This window comes from Salinicola lusitanus (genome assembly GCF_003206045.1).
Taxonomy (GTDB): domain Bacteria; phylum Pseudomonadota; class Gammaproteobacteria; order Pseudomonadales; family Halomonadaceae; genus Salinicola; species Salinicola lusitanus.
The window spans coordinates 207,810-225,868 of the sequence record NZ_PZJM01000004.1 but is presented as its reverse complement, the minus strand read 5'-3'; the positions used below and the strand labels follow the sequence as shown (position 1 = coordinate 225,868).

Below are 18,059 nucleotides of genomic sequence, written 5' to 3'. Positions count from 1 at the left end.
AGCGGTCACGGTGACCGTCCCCGGGTCGATGAGTCTGTCAGCGCCGGCGGCGCAGAGTTATCCCGGCTTCTCGGCCGACCGGGATCCGATCAGTGATTGAGCCGACTTCTCAGCCGGGCAACCGCCTGGCTGTGCAGTTGGCAGACCCGGGACTCACTGACGCCGAGCACGGCACCGATCTCTTTCAGGTTGAGCTCCTCCTGATAATAGAGCCCCAGCAGCAGTTTCTCGCGTTCCGGCAGCGCATCGATCGCCGCCATGACGTTGGCCCGGTTATCCGCGTCGAGGAGCGCCTCCAGCGGCGATGGCGGCCCCCCCTCGGAAACCGCCGTTACGCCGTTCTCGCTATCGCTCTCGTCGTACGCCAGCAGAAAGCCGTTGTTGGCATCCGTCAGCAGTTGATGGTATTCGTCGCGGGATATTCCCATCTCGCGAGCTATCTCCCGCTCTTCCGGGGCGCGGCCGAGTTGCTGCTCCAGCCTTCTCACCGCCTGGTCCAGGGCTCGGGCACTGCGCCGCACGCTCCGTGGCATCCAGTCACGACTGCGAAGTTCATCGATCATCGCGCCGCGAATTCGCTGATTGGCATAGGTCGAGAAGCTGGCGCCGTGCGCATTGTCGTAACGGCCCATGGCATCCAGCAGGCCCAGCATTCCGGCCTGGATGAGATCGTCGAGCTCCACGCTGGCGGGCAGGCGCACTTGAAGGGAGAGCGCGTGGCGTCTCACCATCGGCAAGTACTGCTCAATCACTGCGTGCTGATCGATTTTGCCTTGTGCGGTATACATCGAATGGCCTCGTCCAAAAACCCACGGTCACCGAAACGCATGACCCAATGACATCATTATGCCGCCCGCACGCCTAGCCAAGACGGCAAACTGCCCGTTATCCGGCGGCTATTTCGGTTGTTTGTCGGCGTCACCCGCGATAATCGATGATCAATTGGCCGGCCGAGACCCTCACCCTGTCGACGTCGTGATCATTGACCGGCAGCTGGAACCGCAGCCGGAACGGGCTGGCGGCGGAACGTCCCGAGAAGTGCTGCGTTTCCCCCTGACGTCCGGCCAGCGGCAGGCAGAACGTCTGCTGGCATAGCCAGGCCTTCAGCGCCGGGGCAGGCGCATCGGTACGGAACGTCCAGCGAACGCGATCGATCCTCGCCTCCCCGAGGGAGGGCGGCGGCTGGATCTCGACGCCTGCCAGCGGACGCTCCGACATCACCACGGTCTGACCCGGCAGTGGGGCCACCCAGGTTCCCTGGGCAGCCCAGGCCAACGCGATGGGCCATGCGACGACAGTACCCAGCACGATGCGCCACGACGCTAGCGTGCGGCGAAGATTCATGGCGGCGCACCAATGGTGGTGGTGACCCGCAGATTGCGATCGTCCGGAATTTCGGCTTGCGAGAGCACCACCAGCGACTTGATCTGGCGGCGCAGGAAGCGTGACAGCAACGCGCGCAATCCATGCTGTACCACCAGCACGGTCGGTTCGTCCCGGCTCTGCTGGCGCTCGACCGCGGCGGCCGTCTGCTGCATCAGGGTATCGGCCAGCCCCGGCTCGAGCGCACCGCCGTTGTTGAGCGCCTGGGTGAGAACCTGCTCCAGCCGGGGTTCGAGACTCATGACATGCATCGATTCGCGCCCCGGGAACCACTGCTGGGTGATCGCTCGACCCAGCGCGACCCGCACCAGGGCGGTCAGTTCGTTGGCATCCGACTGCTGCGGGGCGTACTCCGCCAGCACGTCGAGAATCGTGTGCATGTCGCGAATCGGGACATCCTCGGCCAGCAGGTTCTGCAGAATGCGCTGGAGCGACGTCAGCGGCAGCAGTTTGGGTACCACGTCTTCCACCAGCGATTTCTGATGCTCGGCAACCTTGTCCAGCAGTTGCTGGACCTCGGCCCGGCCCAGCATATCGCCGGCGTTTTCGTGCAGCAGGTGATTGAGATGCGTCGCGATCACCGTACTGGCATCGACGACGGTATAGCCGTAGATCTGGGCACGCTCGCGCTGGGCCGTCTCGATCCAGTAAGCCGTCAGCCCGAATGCCGGATCCTGGGTACGACTGCCCTCGATGGCACCGGAAACCTGGCCCGGGTCGATGGCTAGCCACTTGCCCGGAAACGCCTCCGCCCGCCCGACTTCCACCCCCTTCAGGGTGATCACGTACGCATTGGGGTTTAGTTCCAGATTGTCGCGGATATGCACCACCGACGGCAGAAAGCCGACGTCCTGGGCGAACTTCTTGCGCACGCTTTTGATTCGCCCGAGCAGTTCTCCCTTCTGGCGCTGGTCCACCAGCGGGATCAGACGATGCCCCACCTCCAGCCCCAGGGTGTCGACCAGTTGCACGTCGTCCCAGCTCGCCTCGGGCGTCTCCTGTACCGCGGGTGGCGCTCTCTCCTCCACCGAGCGGACCGCCTGGACCTGTTCACGCCGCAGGATCCACCACCCCAGTGCCGCCAGCACGACGGCAAACAGCAGGAACACGACGTTAGGCATGCCGGGGATCATGCCGAGCAGCCCCATCACGCCGGCGGCGAGAAACATCACTCGCGGATTGTTGAACAACTGGCTCAGCAACTGCTGGCCGACATCCTGGTCGGTATTGACCCGTGACACCGTCACACCCGCCGCGGTCGAGATCACCAGCGCCGGAATCTGGGCAACCAGTCCGTCGCCAACGGTCAGCAGGGTGTAGGTCTTCACGGCTTCGCCGAAGGGCAGGCCGTGCTGGGCGACGCCGATCATCAGTCCGCCGATCAGGTTGATGACCATGATCAGAAGCCCGGCCATGGCATCACCGCGGACGAACTTGCTCGCACCATCCATGGAACCGTAGAACTCCGACTCCTGGTTGATCTCGGTGCGGCGCCTGCGCGCCTCTTCCTCACCGATGAGACCGGCGTTGAGATCGGCATCGATCGCCATCTGCTTGCCTGGCATGGAATCCAGCGTGAAGCGAGCCCCGACTTCGGCGATACGCCCGGCGCCCTTGGTGATGACCATGAAGTTGATGACGACGAGAATCAGGAACACCACCAGACCGACGGCAAAATTGCCCCCGATCAGGAACTCGCCGAAGGCCTCGATCACCTTGCCGGCGGCATCGCCGCCCTGGTGCCCTTCCATCAGGACCACTCGGGTCGAGGCCACGTTCAATGACAGCCGCAGCAGCGTCGAGAACAGCAGCACTGCCGGGAAAGCCGCGAAATCCAGCGGCTTCTCGGTGAACATGCTGACCAGCAGCACCATGATCGACAGCGCGATGTTGAAGGTGAAGAACAGATCGAGCGCGAATGGCGGCAACGGCAGGATCATCATGCTCAATATCATGATGATCAGTACCGGGCCCGCGAGCACCTTGTACTGCGTGTCTGCCGGCCACTTGCGCTGACCGAACCACTGGCTGAGCGCGTTCATTCACTCTCCTTGGATGAATCCGGTGCCGCGTCATCGAGCGCTGCTGGCACGGGTAAGTCACGGGGGGCCGTCGGCACCTCTCCGCCATCGCTTTCGACCTGCTTGAGGCGGAACGCCCAGGCCAGGACTTCGGCTACCGCGGTATAGAGATCGCCAGGGATTTCCTGGTCGAGATCGACATGATGATAGAGCGCGCGAGCCAGCGGCGGGGCTTCCAGGCGCGGTATGCGATTCTCGTCGCCGAGTTCGCGGATCCTGGCGGCTACCTGATCGGCGCCCTTGGCGATGACGACCGGGGCGGCCATCGCATCCTGCTGATAGCTCAGTGCGACCGCGTAATGGGTGGGGTTGGTCACGATCACGTCAGCCGTGGGCACCTTGCTCATCATCCGCCGTCTCGCCATGGCCTGCTGCTGCGAGCGGATACGCCCCTTGACGTGGGGATCCCCCTCCGTCTCCTTGTGCTCCTGGCGGATGTCCTCGCGGCTCATCCGCAACTTCTTGCTGTGGCTCCACATCTGATAAGGAACGTCGATCAGGATGACCAGCAGCAGTGAGGTCACAATGAGCGCGCACCCCACTGCCGCCATCCTCATGGCCGTCGCCAGCGCCTGCTGGATCGGCATCTCCATCAGGCCGAGCAAGGTGTCGCGCTGTGTCCATAAATAGGTCACTCCCACGCCACCGACCAGGACCGACTTGGCGATTGCCTTGGCCAGTTCTGCCAGCGCCTGGGTCGAGAACATCCTCTTCAGCCCCTTGAACGGGTTGAGCTTGCTCAATTGAGGCTTGAGGGATTTGGCCGACACCAGCCAGCCGCCCAACATCGTCGGGCCGAGAATCGCCGCCACCGTGAACAGCAGGAAAAGCGGCAGCAAGGCGATCAGGGTATGTTCGCCCATCGACCAGACATGGCTCAGCATGCGGGCCGTGTCGAACGCCAACCCGTGGTCGAAAAGAAAGGCCTGCTCCATGACGATGCTCAGCTCGTCATAGAGGTTGTTGCCCATGATCCAGAGTCCGAGCACGCCACTGACCAGCAACAGGAAGGTGGCGAGCTCGCGAGAGCGCGCCACCTGCCCCTCCTCGCGCGCTTTCTCGATGCGGCGGGGAGTCGCTGGTTCCGTCTTTTCCTGATCGCTGTCGTTCTGTTCGGCCAAGCGCGCGTCCCGCCCGGGAATGATTGGATGGACGCTATTCTGCTGGGAGGGAGGACAGTTCAAAGGGCGAAATAGCAGCGCGTTCGCCCTGCTATTTCGGGGGGAGAGGATGCGGGAAGGATGAAACGCCCGATAACGCGCGTGGTTGCCGTCAGAATCCCAGGCTGTCGAGCAAGTCGTCCACCTGGTCCTGACTGCTGACCACATCGGCGGCTTGGGGGTTGATCTGCGGCCCGTTCAGCAGAGAGCTTGACTGCGACGATGACTGCGTGGCCTGTTCCCGGCGCTCGGATCCCTCGGGAGCGTTGTCGATCAGGACCTGGAGCAACTGCTGCTCGATCTCGTGGATCACCTCCATCATTCTCTTGATGACCTGACCGGTGAGGTCCTGGAAGTCCTGCGCCATCATGATCTCGAGCAACTGCGCATTGGTGGCGCTGGTCTGCTTCGGCACGGTCTGCAGGTAGGAACGCGTGTCCTTGACCAGCATCTTGGCTTCGTCGAGCGCCTTGGGTTCGGCGAACCAGGCATCCCAGCGCTTGTCGAGTGCGATCGCTTCGCTCTCCAGCGTGTTCTGGATGGGCTGAGCATGATCGATGGCGTTGAGTGCGCGCTCCGCGGCCTGCTCGGTCATCGACGCGACATAGCTGAGCCGGTCGCGGGCATCGGGAATGGCCTGGGCCGCTTTTTCCACTTCCTTGTCGAGACCCAGCTCGCGCATGTTCTCGCGCAGCATGCGGGTCAGGTGACCAATTCTGTGGATCAGGTCGTCGGGCGCTACGCTTTCGGCAACTCTGGCTTGAGGATTGGCACTACTCATGGTCTCCCCTCCCGAGGCGTTATTTGCCCAACTTTTCGAAAATTTTATTGAGTTTTTCTTCGAGCGTCGCGGCGGTGAATGGCTTCACGACATAACCATTGGCACCCGCCTGGGCAGCCGCGATGATGTTCTCTTTCTTGGCCTCGGCCGTCACCATCAACACCGGCAACGAGGAGAGTTTCGGATCCTGGCGAATTTCCTTGAGCATCTCCAGGCCGTCGAGATTGGGCATGTTCCAGTCGGAGACCACGAACTCGAAGCCGCCGGCCCTGAGCTTGGTCAGGGCTTCCTGACCATCCTCGGCTTCGTCCACGTTCTCGAATCCGAGTTCCTTGAGCAGACTGCGGACGATCCGACGCATGGTCGGGAAATCGTCCACCACCAGAATGCTCATGTTCTTGTCAGCCATCGTCTGTCCTCATCGAATCGTTTGGCGGGCCTGCTGAGAGTTATCGGCAGCGGACCCGCTCGCTTTAAACGCGCTGCGCGCGCCCCGCTATGTGCATCTGCTGGACCAGATGACCCGCGATGTCCTGCAGCCCGATGGTCTCGGTCGCGCCGCCCAGCGCAATGGCCTCCTTCGGCATGCCGAAGACCACGCAGCTCGCCTCGTCCTGGGCCACCGTGTGGGCACCCGCCTCGCGCATCTTCAACAGGCCCGCTGCCCCGTCACGCCCCATCCCGGTGAGAATGACGCCCAGCGCATTCCGACCGGCGCAGGTCGCCGCGGAGTCGAACAGCACATCGACCGAAGGGCGATGCCGATTGACGGGCGGCCCGTCGTCGAGCGCGATCACGTAATTCGCCCCCGAGCGAGTCAGGCGCATATGCCAGTCTCCCGGAGCGATGTAGACATGTCCCGGCAGGACCCGCTCGCCGGCTTCGGCTTCCTTCACCGTCACTCGGCAGAGTCGATCGAGCCGTTCCGCGAAGGAGCGGGTAAAGCCACCCGGCATGTGCTGGGTGATCAGCACCGCCGGACTATTGGCCGGGAGCGGCTCGATGACCTGACGAATCGCTTCGGTGCCACCGGTCGACGCGCCGATGATGATGATCTTCTCGCTCGAGAGCATCGGCGCCTTCAAGACTTCCCGGGGCGCACCGGACTCCACCATCCTCCCCTGTTGCCGCGGACGCGCCTGGGCGGCAGCCCGGATCTTGTCGGCGATCATCCCTGCATATTCCATCATCCCCTCGCGGATGCCGACTTCGGGCTTGGCCACGAAGTCGACCGCGCCCAGTTCCAGTGCCTTGAGGGTGATTTCGGAACCGCGTTTCGTCAGGGAGGAGACCATCAGCACCGGCATGGGCCGCAGCCGCATCAATCGCTCCAGGAAATCCAACCCGTCCATGCGCGGCATCTCGACATCCAGGGTCAACACGTCGGGGTTGTGCCGTTTGATCAGATCGCGTGCGACAAGGGGGTCGGGCGCCGTGGCAACCACGGTCATGTCCGGTTGATCATCGATGATTCTGGTCATCAGGTCCCGGATGAGTGCCGAATCATCGACACATAGCACTTTGATCATCGGTTTCACCGTTCACTCCTTGCCGCATCAGACACGGTTCGCGGTGACGGCGATGCCAACGTGTAGACGGTCTGCCCTCGCAAGCGGAAAGCCTGACTCAGGAAGGAGAAGTTCTCCGAGTGACCGGCGAACAGCAATCCATCGGGCTTCAACTGGGCGGCGAAGCGGCGCAGGATCTCGGCCTGAGTCTCCTTGTCGAAATAGATCATGACGTTACGACAGAAGATGATGTCGAAGGGCCCGTTGATCGACCAGGACCCGGTGACCAGGTTGAGCGGTCGAAAATCGATCATCGCGGCGAGCTCCGGACGCACCCTGGCCTTGCCGGCCCGGGCACCGCTGCCACGCTGGAAGAATTGGCGACAGCGAGCCTCGCCGAGTTTCTCCACCGTCTCAAGCGAATACACGCCGGCTCGCGCCGTGTTCAACGCCTCGGTATCGATGTCGGTCGCCAGGATTTTCACCTGGGAGGCAGCCGCGCCCAGCGTCTCCTTCACCGTCATCGCCAGCGAATAGGGTTCCTCCCCGGTCGAGGCGCCAGCACACCAGATCTTGATGCCGGTGCCGCGACGACGTACCTCTTCGGCTAGCGTCGGGAAATGATGCGCCTCGCGAAAAAAGGCCGTCAGGTTCGTGGTCAGCGCGTTGGTAAAGGCCTCCCACTCCTCGGAATCCGAACGGGCTTCGAGCCTGTCGAGATAGTCGCCGAAGCGAGTCATGCCATGCAGGCGCAGGCGCTTTGCCAGTCGGCTGTAGACCATTTCACGCTTGTTTTCCGCCATGACGATACCGGCACGACGATAGATCAAGTCTCGGACCCGCTCGAAGTCACGTGGGGTAAAGTCGAGATCTCGCGTGAAACGCACGGCACCGTCGTCGCCACCATCGCCCTTGCCGGGTGCTGAGAACATGACCGCCTCGGTTTTCAAAATGCCTCCCACTCCTCGTTGTCATCCTTCACGTTATGCCGATCGGCACCCGGCAACTTGGCAGTCACCGGGGAGGGTTTCGCCAACGGCCGCTCAGGGTGCTTGCCAAGTCGGGGATCGCCGGGCTGCGTCACACGCTCCTCGCCGCTACCCGCCAGCCGGAAGACCGCGATCGAGAGAGAGAGGTGCTCGACGCTGGCGCGCAGCTCAGCGGCGGAGGAGGCAGTCGTCTGCACCCGCTCGGCGTTCTGCTGGGTCACTTCGTCCATCTGCGCGACAGCCTGACTGATCTGCTGGATGCCGCTGGTCTGCTCTTCCGAAGCCGCGGAAATCTCGCTGATGATGTCGTTGACGCGGGTCACCGCGTTGACGACTTCCTCGATCGATCCCTCCGCCTGCCGTACCAGATCGGCGCCATGTCCCACTTCCTGGCTGGAGCTGTCGATCAGGTTGCGAATCTCCTTGGCCGCGTTGGCACTGCGGCTGGCCAGGTTGCGCACTTCGTTGGCCACGACCGCGAAGCCTCTGCCCTGCTCCCCCGCCCTTGCCGCTTCGACGGAGGCATTCAACGCCAGAATATTGGTCTGGAACGCGATCGAGTCGATGACCCCGACGATATCGGCAACCTTGCGCGAGCTTTCGGTGATTCGCCCCATGGTCCCGACGACCTCGCCCATGACCTGGCCGCTGCGGCGCACGGTATCGGTGGCGCCATTGGCGAGTTGGCTGGCCTGGCGAGCGTTGTCGGCGTTCTGTTTCACCGTCGCCGTCATCTGCTCCATGCTGGAGGCCGTCTCCGCCAGCGATGCCGCCTGCTGCTCGGTACGCGAGGAGAGATCCTCGTTGCCACTGGCGATATCCCGGGTCGCCGGCACCACCACGGCGACGTTCGAGTTCACGTCGCCGGCGATCGTTCCCAGGCTCTGGCGCATGTTGTTGAGCGCCCCGATCAGGCGCCCGACTTCATCGTTGCCGCGCTGCCGCAGCGTCGCGCCCAGGTTGCCCGAGGCGATCTGCAGCGTGAAGTCCAGCGCCTCGCGCACCGGTTTGAGCGTCGCCCGGATCGTGGTTATGCCGACGATCAGCAGCATGATGGCACCTGCTGCCAGCAGCGAGAGCAGGATGATCATCGTCATGCGCTGGGAGCTGGCGGCGTCGACCGCCAGCTCCGCACCACTCTGGCGTTTCGCCTCGACCAGCGCGTTGAGATCGGTGCTGGCCTTGTCGCTGTTGGCCTGCAGCACATCGTTGTAGGCCACGTAGGATTGGTAGAAGTCGCCATTGTTGAGCGCCGCCATGACCCCCTTCAGCCCGTCGTCCCGATAATTCTCGAGATCGGCGGCAAAGGTGTCCGCCGCGGCCGTCTGATTGATGGGCCGGTTCTCATAATAGGCGTCCCAGGTATCGTTCAATTCGCTGATGAGCGCATCGACTTGCACGTTGATTGGCGCCAAGTCGGCGGCCATCGGATTACTGACCGGCTTGGAGACCAGATCTCGACCTCTCGACATCAACTGGTCGATCTTCTGCAGTCGAGCCAGGTCCTCGAGTCCGTTGTTGGTCAGCGCCTGCAGCCGTTGGCCGTTTTCATGCAGGGCATAGACCGACACACCGCCACTGACGGCCAGCGCGATCAGCGCCAGTGCGATCATCGAGATCAGCCGCCCTTTCAGCGAGCGCAGGCTGAGACGCCGGAGGACGGGAATGACTCCCCGCGGTTTCAGTTCTCCCCGGTCGAGTCGGACGCCCCGCTTGCGACCGGCCAGCAGCATCGGGTAATGCTGCTCGGCGAGACGGCGCCGCTGGTCGGCCACCTTGGTGCGAACGGAGGTGTAGCCGGCAATCTTGCCGTCCTCGATAATGGGGGTGACCGTGGACTGGACCCAGTAATGAGACCCATCCTTGCGGCGGTTCTTGATCACCCCCGACCAGTTTTCGCCCTTCTGAAGGGTCTCCCAGAGGTCCGCGAATGCCGCAGCGGGCATGTCGGGATGGCGGACGATGTTATGGGGCGCACCGATCAGTTCTTCACGACTGAAACCGCTGACCTCCACGAACGCCGGATTGGCATAGGTGATCCGGCCTTTGAGATCGGTTCGCGAGATCAGGTACATGGAATCGTCGATCACGAATTCCCGATCAGTCACAGGTTGATTGTTTCGCATCGCAGCATCCCTGGTTTTGTTATGCCCAGTCAGGATCCGCCGGAGGGCACCCGGCGAACCAAATGTGATCATTGCGAACTGTTATCGGCCGATCGACCACGCTCTTGAGGCTTCTCTCTGGACGACACCCGATCAGGCGAGCTGTTCCAGGTCCTGGTGTTCCCGCTCGCGGCCCGGTCGCCAATGCGTCAGCCCCGGGTTGTCGTCGCTGTCGGCGGGTGCCACGCGATAGTGCTCCAGCGTCGATTCGAGCTTTCGCGCCTGCCCCACCAGCGACTGGGAAGCATTGGCGGTCTGCTGTACCAGCGCGGCGTTCTGGCTGGTGACCTGGTCGAGTTCGGTGATCGCCTGATTGACCTGCTCGATGCCGCTGCGCTGTTCCCGCGACGCGTTGGCGATCTCTTCCATCAGGCCGCTCACGCTGGCCACGGAAGACACGATCTCCTCCATCGCCCGGCCCGCCTGCTCGATCAGGGTGGCACCGCTATTGACCTGCTCTCCGGAGCCGGTGATCAATGTCCGGATCTCTCTGGATGCCTCTGCGCTGCGGCTTGCCAGGTTGCGCACTTCCTCGGCCACGACGGCGAATCCTCGCCCGGCGGAGCCGGCACGTGCGGCCTCGACGGAGGCGTTCAGAGCGAGAATATTGGTCTGGAAGGCGATGTTGTCGATCATGTCGACGATCTCGGCCATCTGCCGCGATCCCTCCTGGATCTTCGACATGGTGGTCTCGATGTCGCGCATCATCTCGCCCCCCTGCTGGGCCCGCTGGCGAGTCTGCATCGCGGCCTGGGTGGCGGTATCGGCATTGTCGGCGTTGTGGCGAACGGTCTGGGTCAGCTGCTCCATGCTGGACGCGGTCTCGACGATGGCGGCAGACTGCTGATCCGTTCGCACCGCCAGATCCTGATTACCGCTGGCAATCTGCCCGGCGCCGACGTTGACCCACTCGGCGCTGGCTCGGATATCGGAGAAGGTCTTCGACAGGCGCTGGCGCATGCTTTCTATCGCGAAGAGAAGACTGTCGGTGTCCTTGGACTTGAGCTGCAACGCCTGGGAGAAGTCGCCTTCGGCGATTTTCTGGATGCTGTTGCGCGCATGCCCCGGATCGCCACCCAGACGCCCGAGCACATTGCGAATGACCCAGGCCACGATCAGCGACAGCAAGCCACCGATAGCGGCGATCAGCGCCAGGTAGACCGCGGCGCCATCGGCCAGCACGGCATCGATATCGTCGACGTAGACTCCCGTGGCGATCTGCCAGTCCCACTGCGGTACGCGCATCACGTAACTGAGCTTCTCGTACATCTGGTCGCCATCGCTGCGACGGGAGGCGTAAGGCACGAGACCACCGTCGGGCTTCTGCGCGGCGGCCAACATCTCGCGATAGAGATAGACGCCGTTGGGATCCTGGTAATCCCGCATGCTATCCCCCGTCGCGCGCCTCGGATGCTCGACGATATCGAGGTTGGAGTCGAAGACGAAGACATAGCCGTCGGCGCCGAAACCAAGATGCGAGAGCGCATTGCGCGCCTGCTGCTTGGCGTCCGCTTCGCTCAGCTCTCCACTCTCGGCTTGACTGACGTAGCTGTCGACCAGTTGCTTGGCGCTGCCGATGAAGTACTGCAGGCTCTGGATTCGCTGCTCCATCAGGTTTTCTCGCATGGAGTAAAGCGACCAACCCGCCACCAGGATCAGGCCGACCCACATCAATCCCAATGTCGCCCATAACTTGCGACGCATCGTCCACTCTCGAAAATTCAGCATGGCATTCTTACCCGGGTTGCTCGAAAAATTGCTTGATGGATGCCACGCCCGCTCTTCCTGAAGCCGATAGTCAGCGCGACAGCTACTTTATCGGCCTTCAGGAAGCTTCCTTTATCGTCGTCAGACCAAAGTCCCACGCATCACCGAACCTTCACGGCGCATAAAAAAACCGCAGCCGAAGCTGCGGTTTTCGCCTGAGCCAGGGATTGGAATCAGGCACTTTCGGCCGTTCGTTCCACCAACTGCATCTCTTCGTGGGTCAGCAGCTTCTCGATGTCGACCAGTACCAGCATGCGATCCTCTAGACTGCCGATTCCGCTCAGATAATCCGAGGAGAGCGTCACGCCGAACTCCGGCGCCGGCTTGATCTGGTCCGGTGCCAGGCTCATCACGTCGGAGACGCCGTCGACGACGACGCCGACGATGCGATCATCGACGTTGACCACGATCACCACCGTCTGTCCGCCGTACTCGACCTTGTCGAGGTGGAACTTCAGGCGCAGGTCGATGATCGGGACGATGACGCCACGAAGATTGGTGACCCCCTTGATGAAGTCGGGCACGTTGGCAATTCGGGTGACATTCTCGTAACCCCGGATCTCCTGCACCTTGAGGATATCGACGGCGTACTCCTCGTCGCCCAAAGAGAAGACCAGATATTCACTGCTCGCTGCGTCATTGGCGAGGGCGTTCGTGTTCGCTTGTGCGCTCATGCTAGCGATACCTCTTGCAGGTGTTGATGTTTCGCCTCGTAACGCTGCTGCGACTTGCGTCGATCGAGACGATGTAGATCGGCAATGTCGAGAATCAAGGCCACGCTGCCATCACCGAGGATGGTGGCGGCGGAGATTCCCGGCACTCTGCGATAGTTGGTTTCGAGATTCTTGACCACGACCTGCTGCTGGCCGACAAGGTCGTCCACCAGCAGGGCATAGCGACGTCCCTCGCCCTGGACGATGACCGCGATGGCCTCGGTCAACTCGGTCTTGGCGCCGGTCACGTCCAACGCATGATGCAGGGCGATGATGGGAAGATACTCGTCGCGCACCTTGAGCAGTTGGTCGTCGCCGGCCATCGAGTAGAGGTCCTCGGATTGCGGCTGCAGAGACTCCAGCACCGCGTTCAACGGCAACAGGAAGGTTTCGTTGCCGCACCGGATCGACATGCCATCCAGAATCGCGAGCGTCAGCGGCAGCACGATCCGGGTCGTGGTCCCCTGGCCCGGCTTGCTCAGAATCTCGACGTGACCGCCCATCTCCTGGATGTTGCGCTTGACGACGTCCATGCCCACGCCCCGCCCGGAAACATCGCTGACCTGTTCGGCGGTAGAGAAACCCGGCGCGAAAATCAGTTGCCACACATCGTCATCGCTCATGGAGTCGGTGACGGCCAGACCACTGGATTTCGCCTTGGCCAGGATTCTCTCGCGATTGAGTCCGGCGCCATCGTCGATCACCTCGATCAGGATGTTGCCGCCCTGATGCTGGGCTGACAGGGTCAGACGCCCGGTCGGCGACTTACCGGCGGCTTCGCGCTTTTCCGGAGACTCCAGGCCATGGTCCAGGCTGTTCCTCACCAGGTGGGTCAGCGGATCGATGATGCGTTCGATCAGGCTCTTGTCGAGTTCGGTGGACTTGCCCTCGGTCACCAGTTCGACGTCCTTGCCCAGCTTGGCCGCCAGGTCTCGCACCAGGCGGGGGAAGCGGCTGAACACGTAGTCCATGGGCATCATGCGAATCGACATGACCGACTCCTGGAGATCGCGGGCGTTGCGCTGCAGGAGATTCATGCCGTTGACGAGCGGCCCGTGAGAGACGATATCCAGATCGCTGGCGGTCTGCTCCAGCATCGATTGGGTGATGATCAACTCGCCGACCAGGTTGATGATCTGATCCACCTTGTCGACCGGTACCCGAATGGTACTGGACTCGCTGCCCTTGGCACTTTTCCCGCCGGACTTGCCGGGGGCGCGCGGTGACGTCGCGCCACCCTTCGGCTCGACTTTGTCCGGCTCGGGAAGTTCGTCGGGCGTCACCGCAGGGGCCGGTTCAGTGTCGGGCATCGCCTCGGAGGCTGCCGGCGCCTGCGGCCCCGCCTGATCCGCCGCCGCTGTCGGAGCTTCCACTTCTATCGACAACTGCTCCGGCTCGATGATGAAACAGAGCACGGCTTCGATATCGTCCTGGGATTCGGTGCTATCGAGCACGACTCGATAGCGGGCGACATCACCGGACTGGGAGGCGATCGTCCCGAAGTGCTGAAGCTCCTCCACCAGCAGTTCCCGGTCCTTGTCGCTGACGCCGCTCAGGGTGATCGAGAGCTGTCGTCCAGCGGTCTCGCCCGTGTCAGCGCGATCGATCTCGGCCTCGGCCGCTTTGCTGGTCTCTGGCGGCGGTGTCGGCGCCGGTACCGGATCCGGTTTCGCCTCCCCCTTCACCGCCGCCTCGCCCTGCCCCAACTCATCAAGCGCCATCTGCTGCAGCACGCGGGAGATGCGCTCGAACGCTTCCGCATCGGGCTCGCCGCCATTGCGATAGGCATCCAGTTGGTCATGCAACATATCTTTGGTTTCCAGGAACGTGTCGACGATATCGCGCCGCAGTTTGAGTTCGCCTCGCCGCGTATGGTCCAGCAGGTTCTCCAGCAGGTGGGTCGTTTCCTGCAGAACGGTGAAACCGAAGGTACCTGCCCCTCCCTTGATGGAGTGCGCGGCGCGAAAGATCGCGTTGAGGTCTTCGACATCCGGATCGTCGACATCGAGATCCAGCAGCAGGCGTTCCATATCCGCCAGCAGCTCTTCGGCTTCTTCAAAGAACGTGTCGTAAAAATCGGAAATGTCCATGTGCGGCGTGCCTATACCATTGATATATATGGACTTGAAAAGCCTGCTTCAGAATGCTCCCTCACACCCGCACTCGAGCTGGCCTGAGTTCGTACCTGATCGCTGCTTACGATGTCCTCACTATCGGCAGCGTCTCTCGACCTCTTTAATCAATTCGTGGCCTGGCGATGCGTGCCACCATGCACTCGAGCCCCGCCCGCATCCGCCTCGACGACGGCAACCCCACCGCCGCCCCGGGCGGGCCGAGCCAGCGCTGCCTCGGTGCCTGTCTCGCGAGGTCCAACGAGTGCTCGAGCAGGCGCAGCGACATCCGTATCAGGCCCACTTCAACGATACCCTTGCCCAGAGCCCAGGCGGCAGAGCACGAAGCCGGGATGGCCCATGAGCAAAGAGGGCGAAGCAACGAACTGCCCGGATGCCACCGCCATTTCAGTTCCATGCGCGAACCCGGGAGGCGTTGCCACGCAACGGCTCCGCCCACAGGGCGCGACGACCTTGCATCAATTCGATGAACCCTGCCCGGCCATCGCCATGGGGCCGTCGTCATCAATCGCTGGGGGCAGAGCCTCCTCCGGGAAGGGTGCCCGCTCCTGCTGCTCGATGGCTCGGGCTGCGCGGTTGTCCAGTACCACTATGCTGATACGGCGATTGACATCGTCACTGGGCTGCGTATTCGGCAGGGAGACCCGGGACCCCATGCCAGCCACCCTCAGCAGCTTGTCGGGGGAGAGGCCGGCCGCGATCAGCTCTCTTCGGGAGGCGTTGGCACGATCGGCGGACAGCTCCCAGTTGCTATACCCTTTTTCGCCCCCGGCATAGGGAAGAGCATCGGTGTGGCCGCTGATACTGATCGGGTTGGGCATCTCGTTGAGAACCGGCGCGATTCGACGAAGAATCTTCTGCATGTAGGGCTCCAGCCGGTCGCTGCCGAGTTCGAACATGGGCCGCTTGTCGCTATCCACGATCTGGACACGCAACCCCTCCGGCGAGAAGTCCATGCGCAACTGTGACCGCAGTTCCTTGAGCTGGGGATCACTCTGGATCACGCTCTGCAGACGGTCGCGCAGGTAGCGCAGATTGCGCTGCTCGTCGCTCGAACGCGTCTGTTCGCGAACGTTGGCCCGACGCACTTCACCGTCGGTCTTGGTGGGGTTGTCGCCGCCGCCGGGGATGGCGCTGGTACTGGCCGTGGTCTTGTCGCCACCCGTCAACGCCACAGCGAGAGGCGTGCGGAAATACTCGGCAATGTGTTCCAGCTGGCTGGGGCTGGCGGTCGAGAGAATCCAGAGCACCAGGAACAGGGCCATCAGCGCCGTCATGAAATCCGCATAGGCGATTTTCCAGGAGCCACCATGGTGGGCTGCCGCCTGAACTCGCTTGCGCTTGATGATCAGTGGGCGCCGCTCACCGCTACCGCTCATGAGCCATCCGTCCCCGTGCCGCGCAAGGTCTGACCGCTGGAACGTACGTGCTCCTCGAGCTCACTGAAGGAAGGCCTCAGGGCGGTGAACAGCGCCTTGCGACCGAACTCGACGGCCAACTGCGGCGCCAGGCCGTTGAGGCTCGCCATCAGCGTGACGCGGATGCATTGCAGCATCTTGGTCGCTTCGCCTACCTGAAGGTTGATGTGGTGCGCCACCGGGGTGACGAAGCCGTACGCCAGCAGGATCCCGGCAAAGGTACCGACCAGTGCCTGCGCGATCATCTGGCCCATCACCCCGGCCCCCTGGTCCGCGGAACCCAGCGCATGCACCACCCCCATGACGGCGGCGACGATCCCGAACGCCGGCAGGCCATCACCGACCGCCGACAGCGAGTGGGCCGGCATCTCCGCCTCATGCTGGAACGTCTCGATCTCGTGCTCCATCAGCGCATCGATCTCGAACGGATCCATGTTGCCACTGACCATCAGGCGCAGGTAATCGGTCAGAAACGCCATGATCATCGGGTCGGAGAGTATCTTCGGGTAATCGGCAAAGATGGCGCTGTCCTGCGGCGAGTCGATATCGCGCTCGATCGCCAGCATGCCATCTCGACGCGCCTTGGTCAGGAGCCGGTACTGGAGCGCCATCAACTCCATGTACATCATCTTGTTGTAGCGCTTGGTGCGCTTGAGTTTCGAGAATGAACGCAGAGTGGCCTTGATCGCCTTGCCGTTGTTGGCACAGACGAAGGCACCGAGCGCCGCGCCAATGATCATGACGAACTCGGCGGGTTGGACCAGCGCGCCGAGATGACCGCCGATCGCGACGTAGCCACCGAACACGCTGCCTAAAACGATGATGTAGCCGACTAAGATCAGCACGGAGCGACTCCCGTATACAGTACATGGCGAACCTGATGACTGTATCGGCAGCGGACCCGGTGGGCTTGAGGGTGGGAATATCAGAAAAACGTCATTCGCCGAAAGCTTACGACGAATGGCTAATCCCGAGATGACGACAGGCATAAAAAAAGCGGGCGATGAAGCCCGCTTCGGCAGCGCGTTTCGCTAGATGGCCAGGCGTTTCGCCAACGGCATCTCGACGGGGGTGAACGTCTGGTCCAAGGGCTTGGCGACCCGCTTTGTCTTGCGCGTTTTTCCTGCCCGGGATGGCGGCTGGCAGATCCCACAGACGTAATCGTGTGCGGGACTATGGGCATGGGCGACGAACTGGCCTTGGCAGCCTTTGCAGCGGGACAGCTGCAAGAGATCGCTTTCGAAGAACCGGACCAGCGTCCAGGCACGGGTCAGCCCCAGCGTCGCTTCCACGCCGTCCAGTGACACTTGCTCCAGATAGAGCCGGTATGCCTTGACGAAGGCGCTCATCCGCTCGCATCCCAGCTCGCCGTTGAGACGACGATAGATATTGTAGAAGAGCGAGGAGTGGATGTTCGGGAGCCAGGTCACGAACCAGTCGGCCGAAAACGGCAGCATGCCTTTCGGCGGCGACATTCCCTTGACCTCCTTGTAGAGCTTGATCAGCCGCCCACGACTCAGGTCGGTCTCCGTCTCGAGGACCTGCAGACGTGCGCCCAGTTCGATCAACTCGATTGCCAGCTGAACCTGGAACATCTCCGCGACAAGACTCTTGTCCGCCATGACTCAGCTCCTCTGCTGCACGGAGGACGGAGCGCGGCCGGCGCCGGCCATCAACAGCGCCGCGTGGGTCTGCTCGAGACCCTGGGCCCGCGGATTGTGTACCAGCAGGTTCAGCTTGTCGGCATCGGTGAAGCGCAGATGACAGAGCAGCTGGTTGGTGCGAGACAGCTGCGTCAGCTGTTTGATCGACAACTGCCCGATGGTGTCGGCCAGGTCGGCATTGAGGTCGAGCCGAAACATCGCGGACTCTCGATCCTCGTTGAGCAGACGCTGAACCAGCAGCAAGTAGGAGAGATTGAGATCCTGAATGTCGTCGAGAAGACTGTTGGAGTGCATCACT

Annotated in this window: 16 protein-coding genes; all 16 read right to left on the bottom strand. The window is 62.5% G+C overall.

Going from position 1 to position 18,059, the window contains the following annotated elements:
• Window positions 1-89: 89 nt before the first annotated feature.
• The 16 genes from DOM45_RS08285 to flhD all read right to left on the bottom strand — a co-directional run bounded on the left by DOM45_RS08285 (window position 90) and on the right by flhD (window position 18,055).
• Window positions 90-788, bottom strand: coding sequence for an RNA polymerase sigma factor FliA (locus DOM45_RS08285; protein ID WP_110599404.1), 699 nt, complete (start codon window positions 786-788; stop codon window positions 90-92).
• A gap of 130 nt (window positions 789-918) precedes the next feature.
• Window positions 919-1,344 carry a flagellar protein FlhE gene (locus DOM45_RS08280; RefSeq protein ID WP_110599402.1) on the bottom strand — a complete coding sequence of 142 codons (426 nt, stop codon included), beginning with the start codon at window positions 1,342-1,344 and terminating at the stop codon, window positions 919-921.
• The gene (gene flhA, locus DOM45_RS08275) at window positions 1,341-3,425 is read right to left on the bottom strand and encodes a flagellar biosynthesis protein FlhA (protein ID WP_110599400.1); all 2,085 of its coding nucleotides are present in this window, start codon (window positions 3,423-3,425) and stop codon (window positions 1,341-1,343) included. The genes DOM45_RS08280 and flhA overlap by 4 nt, the downstream gene beginning before the upstream one ends.
• The gene (flhB, locus tag DOM45_RS08270) at window positions 3,422-4,585 is read right to left on the bottom strand and encodes a flagellar biosynthesis protein FlhB (RefSeq protein WP_240612326.1); all 1,164 of its coding nucleotides are present in this window, start codon (window positions 4,583-4,585) and stop codon (window positions 3,422-3,424) included. The genes flhA and flhB overlap by 4 nt, the downstream gene beginning before the upstream one ends.
• A gap of 151 nt (window positions 4,586-4,736) precedes the next feature.
• Window positions 4,737-5,405 (bottom strand): protein phosphatase CheZ, encoded by a 669-nt coding sequence (gene cheZ / locus DOM45_RS08265; protein ID WP_110599396.1) that lies wholly within the window; start codon window positions 5,403-5,405, stop codon window positions 4,737-4,739.
• A gap of 19 nt (window positions 5,406-5,424) precedes the next feature.
• Window positions 5,425-5,814 carry a chemotaxis response regulator CheY gene (gene cheY, locus DOM45_RS08260; RefSeq protein WP_110599394.1) on the bottom strand — a complete coding sequence of 130 codons (390 nt, stop codon included), beginning with the start codon at window positions 5,812-5,814 and terminating at the stop codon, window positions 5,425-5,427.
• A gap of 64 nt (window positions 5,815-5,878) precedes the next feature.
• A complete protein-coding gene (locus DOM45_RS08255) occupies window positions 5,879-6,934 on the bottom strand; it encodes a protein-glutamate methylesterase/protein-glutamine glutaminase (RefSeq protein ID WP_110600405.1) in 1,056 nt (351 codons plus the stop codon).
• Between the two features lie 5 nt (window positions 6,935-6,939).
• Window positions 6,940-7,845 (bottom strand): CheR family methyltransferase, encoded by a 906-nt coding sequence (locus DOM45_RS08250; RefSeq protein ID WP_110600403.1) that lies wholly within the window; start codon window positions 7,843-7,845, stop codon window positions 6,940-6,942.
• Window positions 7,846-7,859: 14 nt separating this feature from the next.
• On the bottom strand, window positions 7,860-9,992 hold the full coding sequence (locus DOM45_RS20400; protein ID WP_280951665.1) for a methyl-accepting chemotaxis protein: 2,133 nt from the start codon (window positions 9,990-9,992) through the stop codon (window positions 7,860-7,862).
• Window positions 9,993-10,160: 168 nt separating this feature from the next.
• Window positions 10,161-11,771 carry a methyl-accepting chemotaxis protein gene (locus DOM45_RS08240; RefSeq protein ID WP_162302608.1) on the bottom strand — a complete coding sequence of 537 codons (1,611 nt, stop codon included), beginning with the start codon at window positions 11,769-11,771 and terminating at the stop codon, window positions 10,161-10,163.
• 236 nt (window positions 11,772-12,007) lie between these two features.
• Window positions 12,008-12,508 carry a chemotaxis protein CheW gene (locus DOM45_RS08235; protein ID WP_110599389.1) on the bottom strand — a complete coding sequence of 167 codons (501 nt, stop codon included), beginning with the start codon at window positions 12,506-12,508 and terminating at the stop codon, window positions 12,008-12,010.
• A complete protein-coding gene (cheA, locus tag DOM45_RS08230; protein WP_110599387.1) occupies window positions 12,505-14,637 on the bottom strand; it encodes a chemotaxis protein CheA in 2,133 nt (710 codons plus the stop codon). The genes DOM45_RS08235 and cheA overlap by 4 nt, the downstream gene beginning before the upstream one ends.
• Window positions 14,638-15,137: 500 nt before the next feature.
• On the bottom strand, window positions 15,138-16,058 hold the full coding sequence (gene motB, locus DOM45_RS08225; RefSeq protein WP_110599385.1) for a flagellar motor protein MotB: 921 nt from the start codon (window positions 16,056-16,058) through the stop codon (window positions 15,138-15,140).
• Window positions 16,055-16,942 (bottom strand): flagellar motor stator protein MotA, encoded by an 888-nt coding sequence (motA, locus tag DOM45_RS08220; RefSeq protein ID WP_110599383.1) that lies wholly within the window; start codon window positions 16,940-16,942, stop codon window positions 16,055-16,057. The genes motB and motA overlap by 4 nt, the downstream gene beginning before the upstream one ends.
• A gap of 186 nt (window positions 16,943-17,128) precedes the next feature.
• The gene (gene flhC / locus DOM45_RS08215; RefSeq protein ID WP_110599381.1) at window positions 17,129-17,719 is read right to left on the bottom strand and encodes a flagellar transcriptional regulator FlhC; all 591 of its coding nucleotides are present in this window, start codon (window positions 17,717-17,719) and stop codon (window positions 17,129-17,131) included.
• A gap of 3 nt (window positions 17,720-17,722) precedes the next feature.
• Entirely contained in the window at window positions 17,723-18,055 is a 333-nt protein-coding gene (gene flhD / locus DOM45_RS08210; RefSeq protein WP_110599379.1) for a flagellar transcriptional regulator FlhD, read from the bottom strand.
• Window positions 18,056-18,059 lie beyond the last annotated feature (4 nt).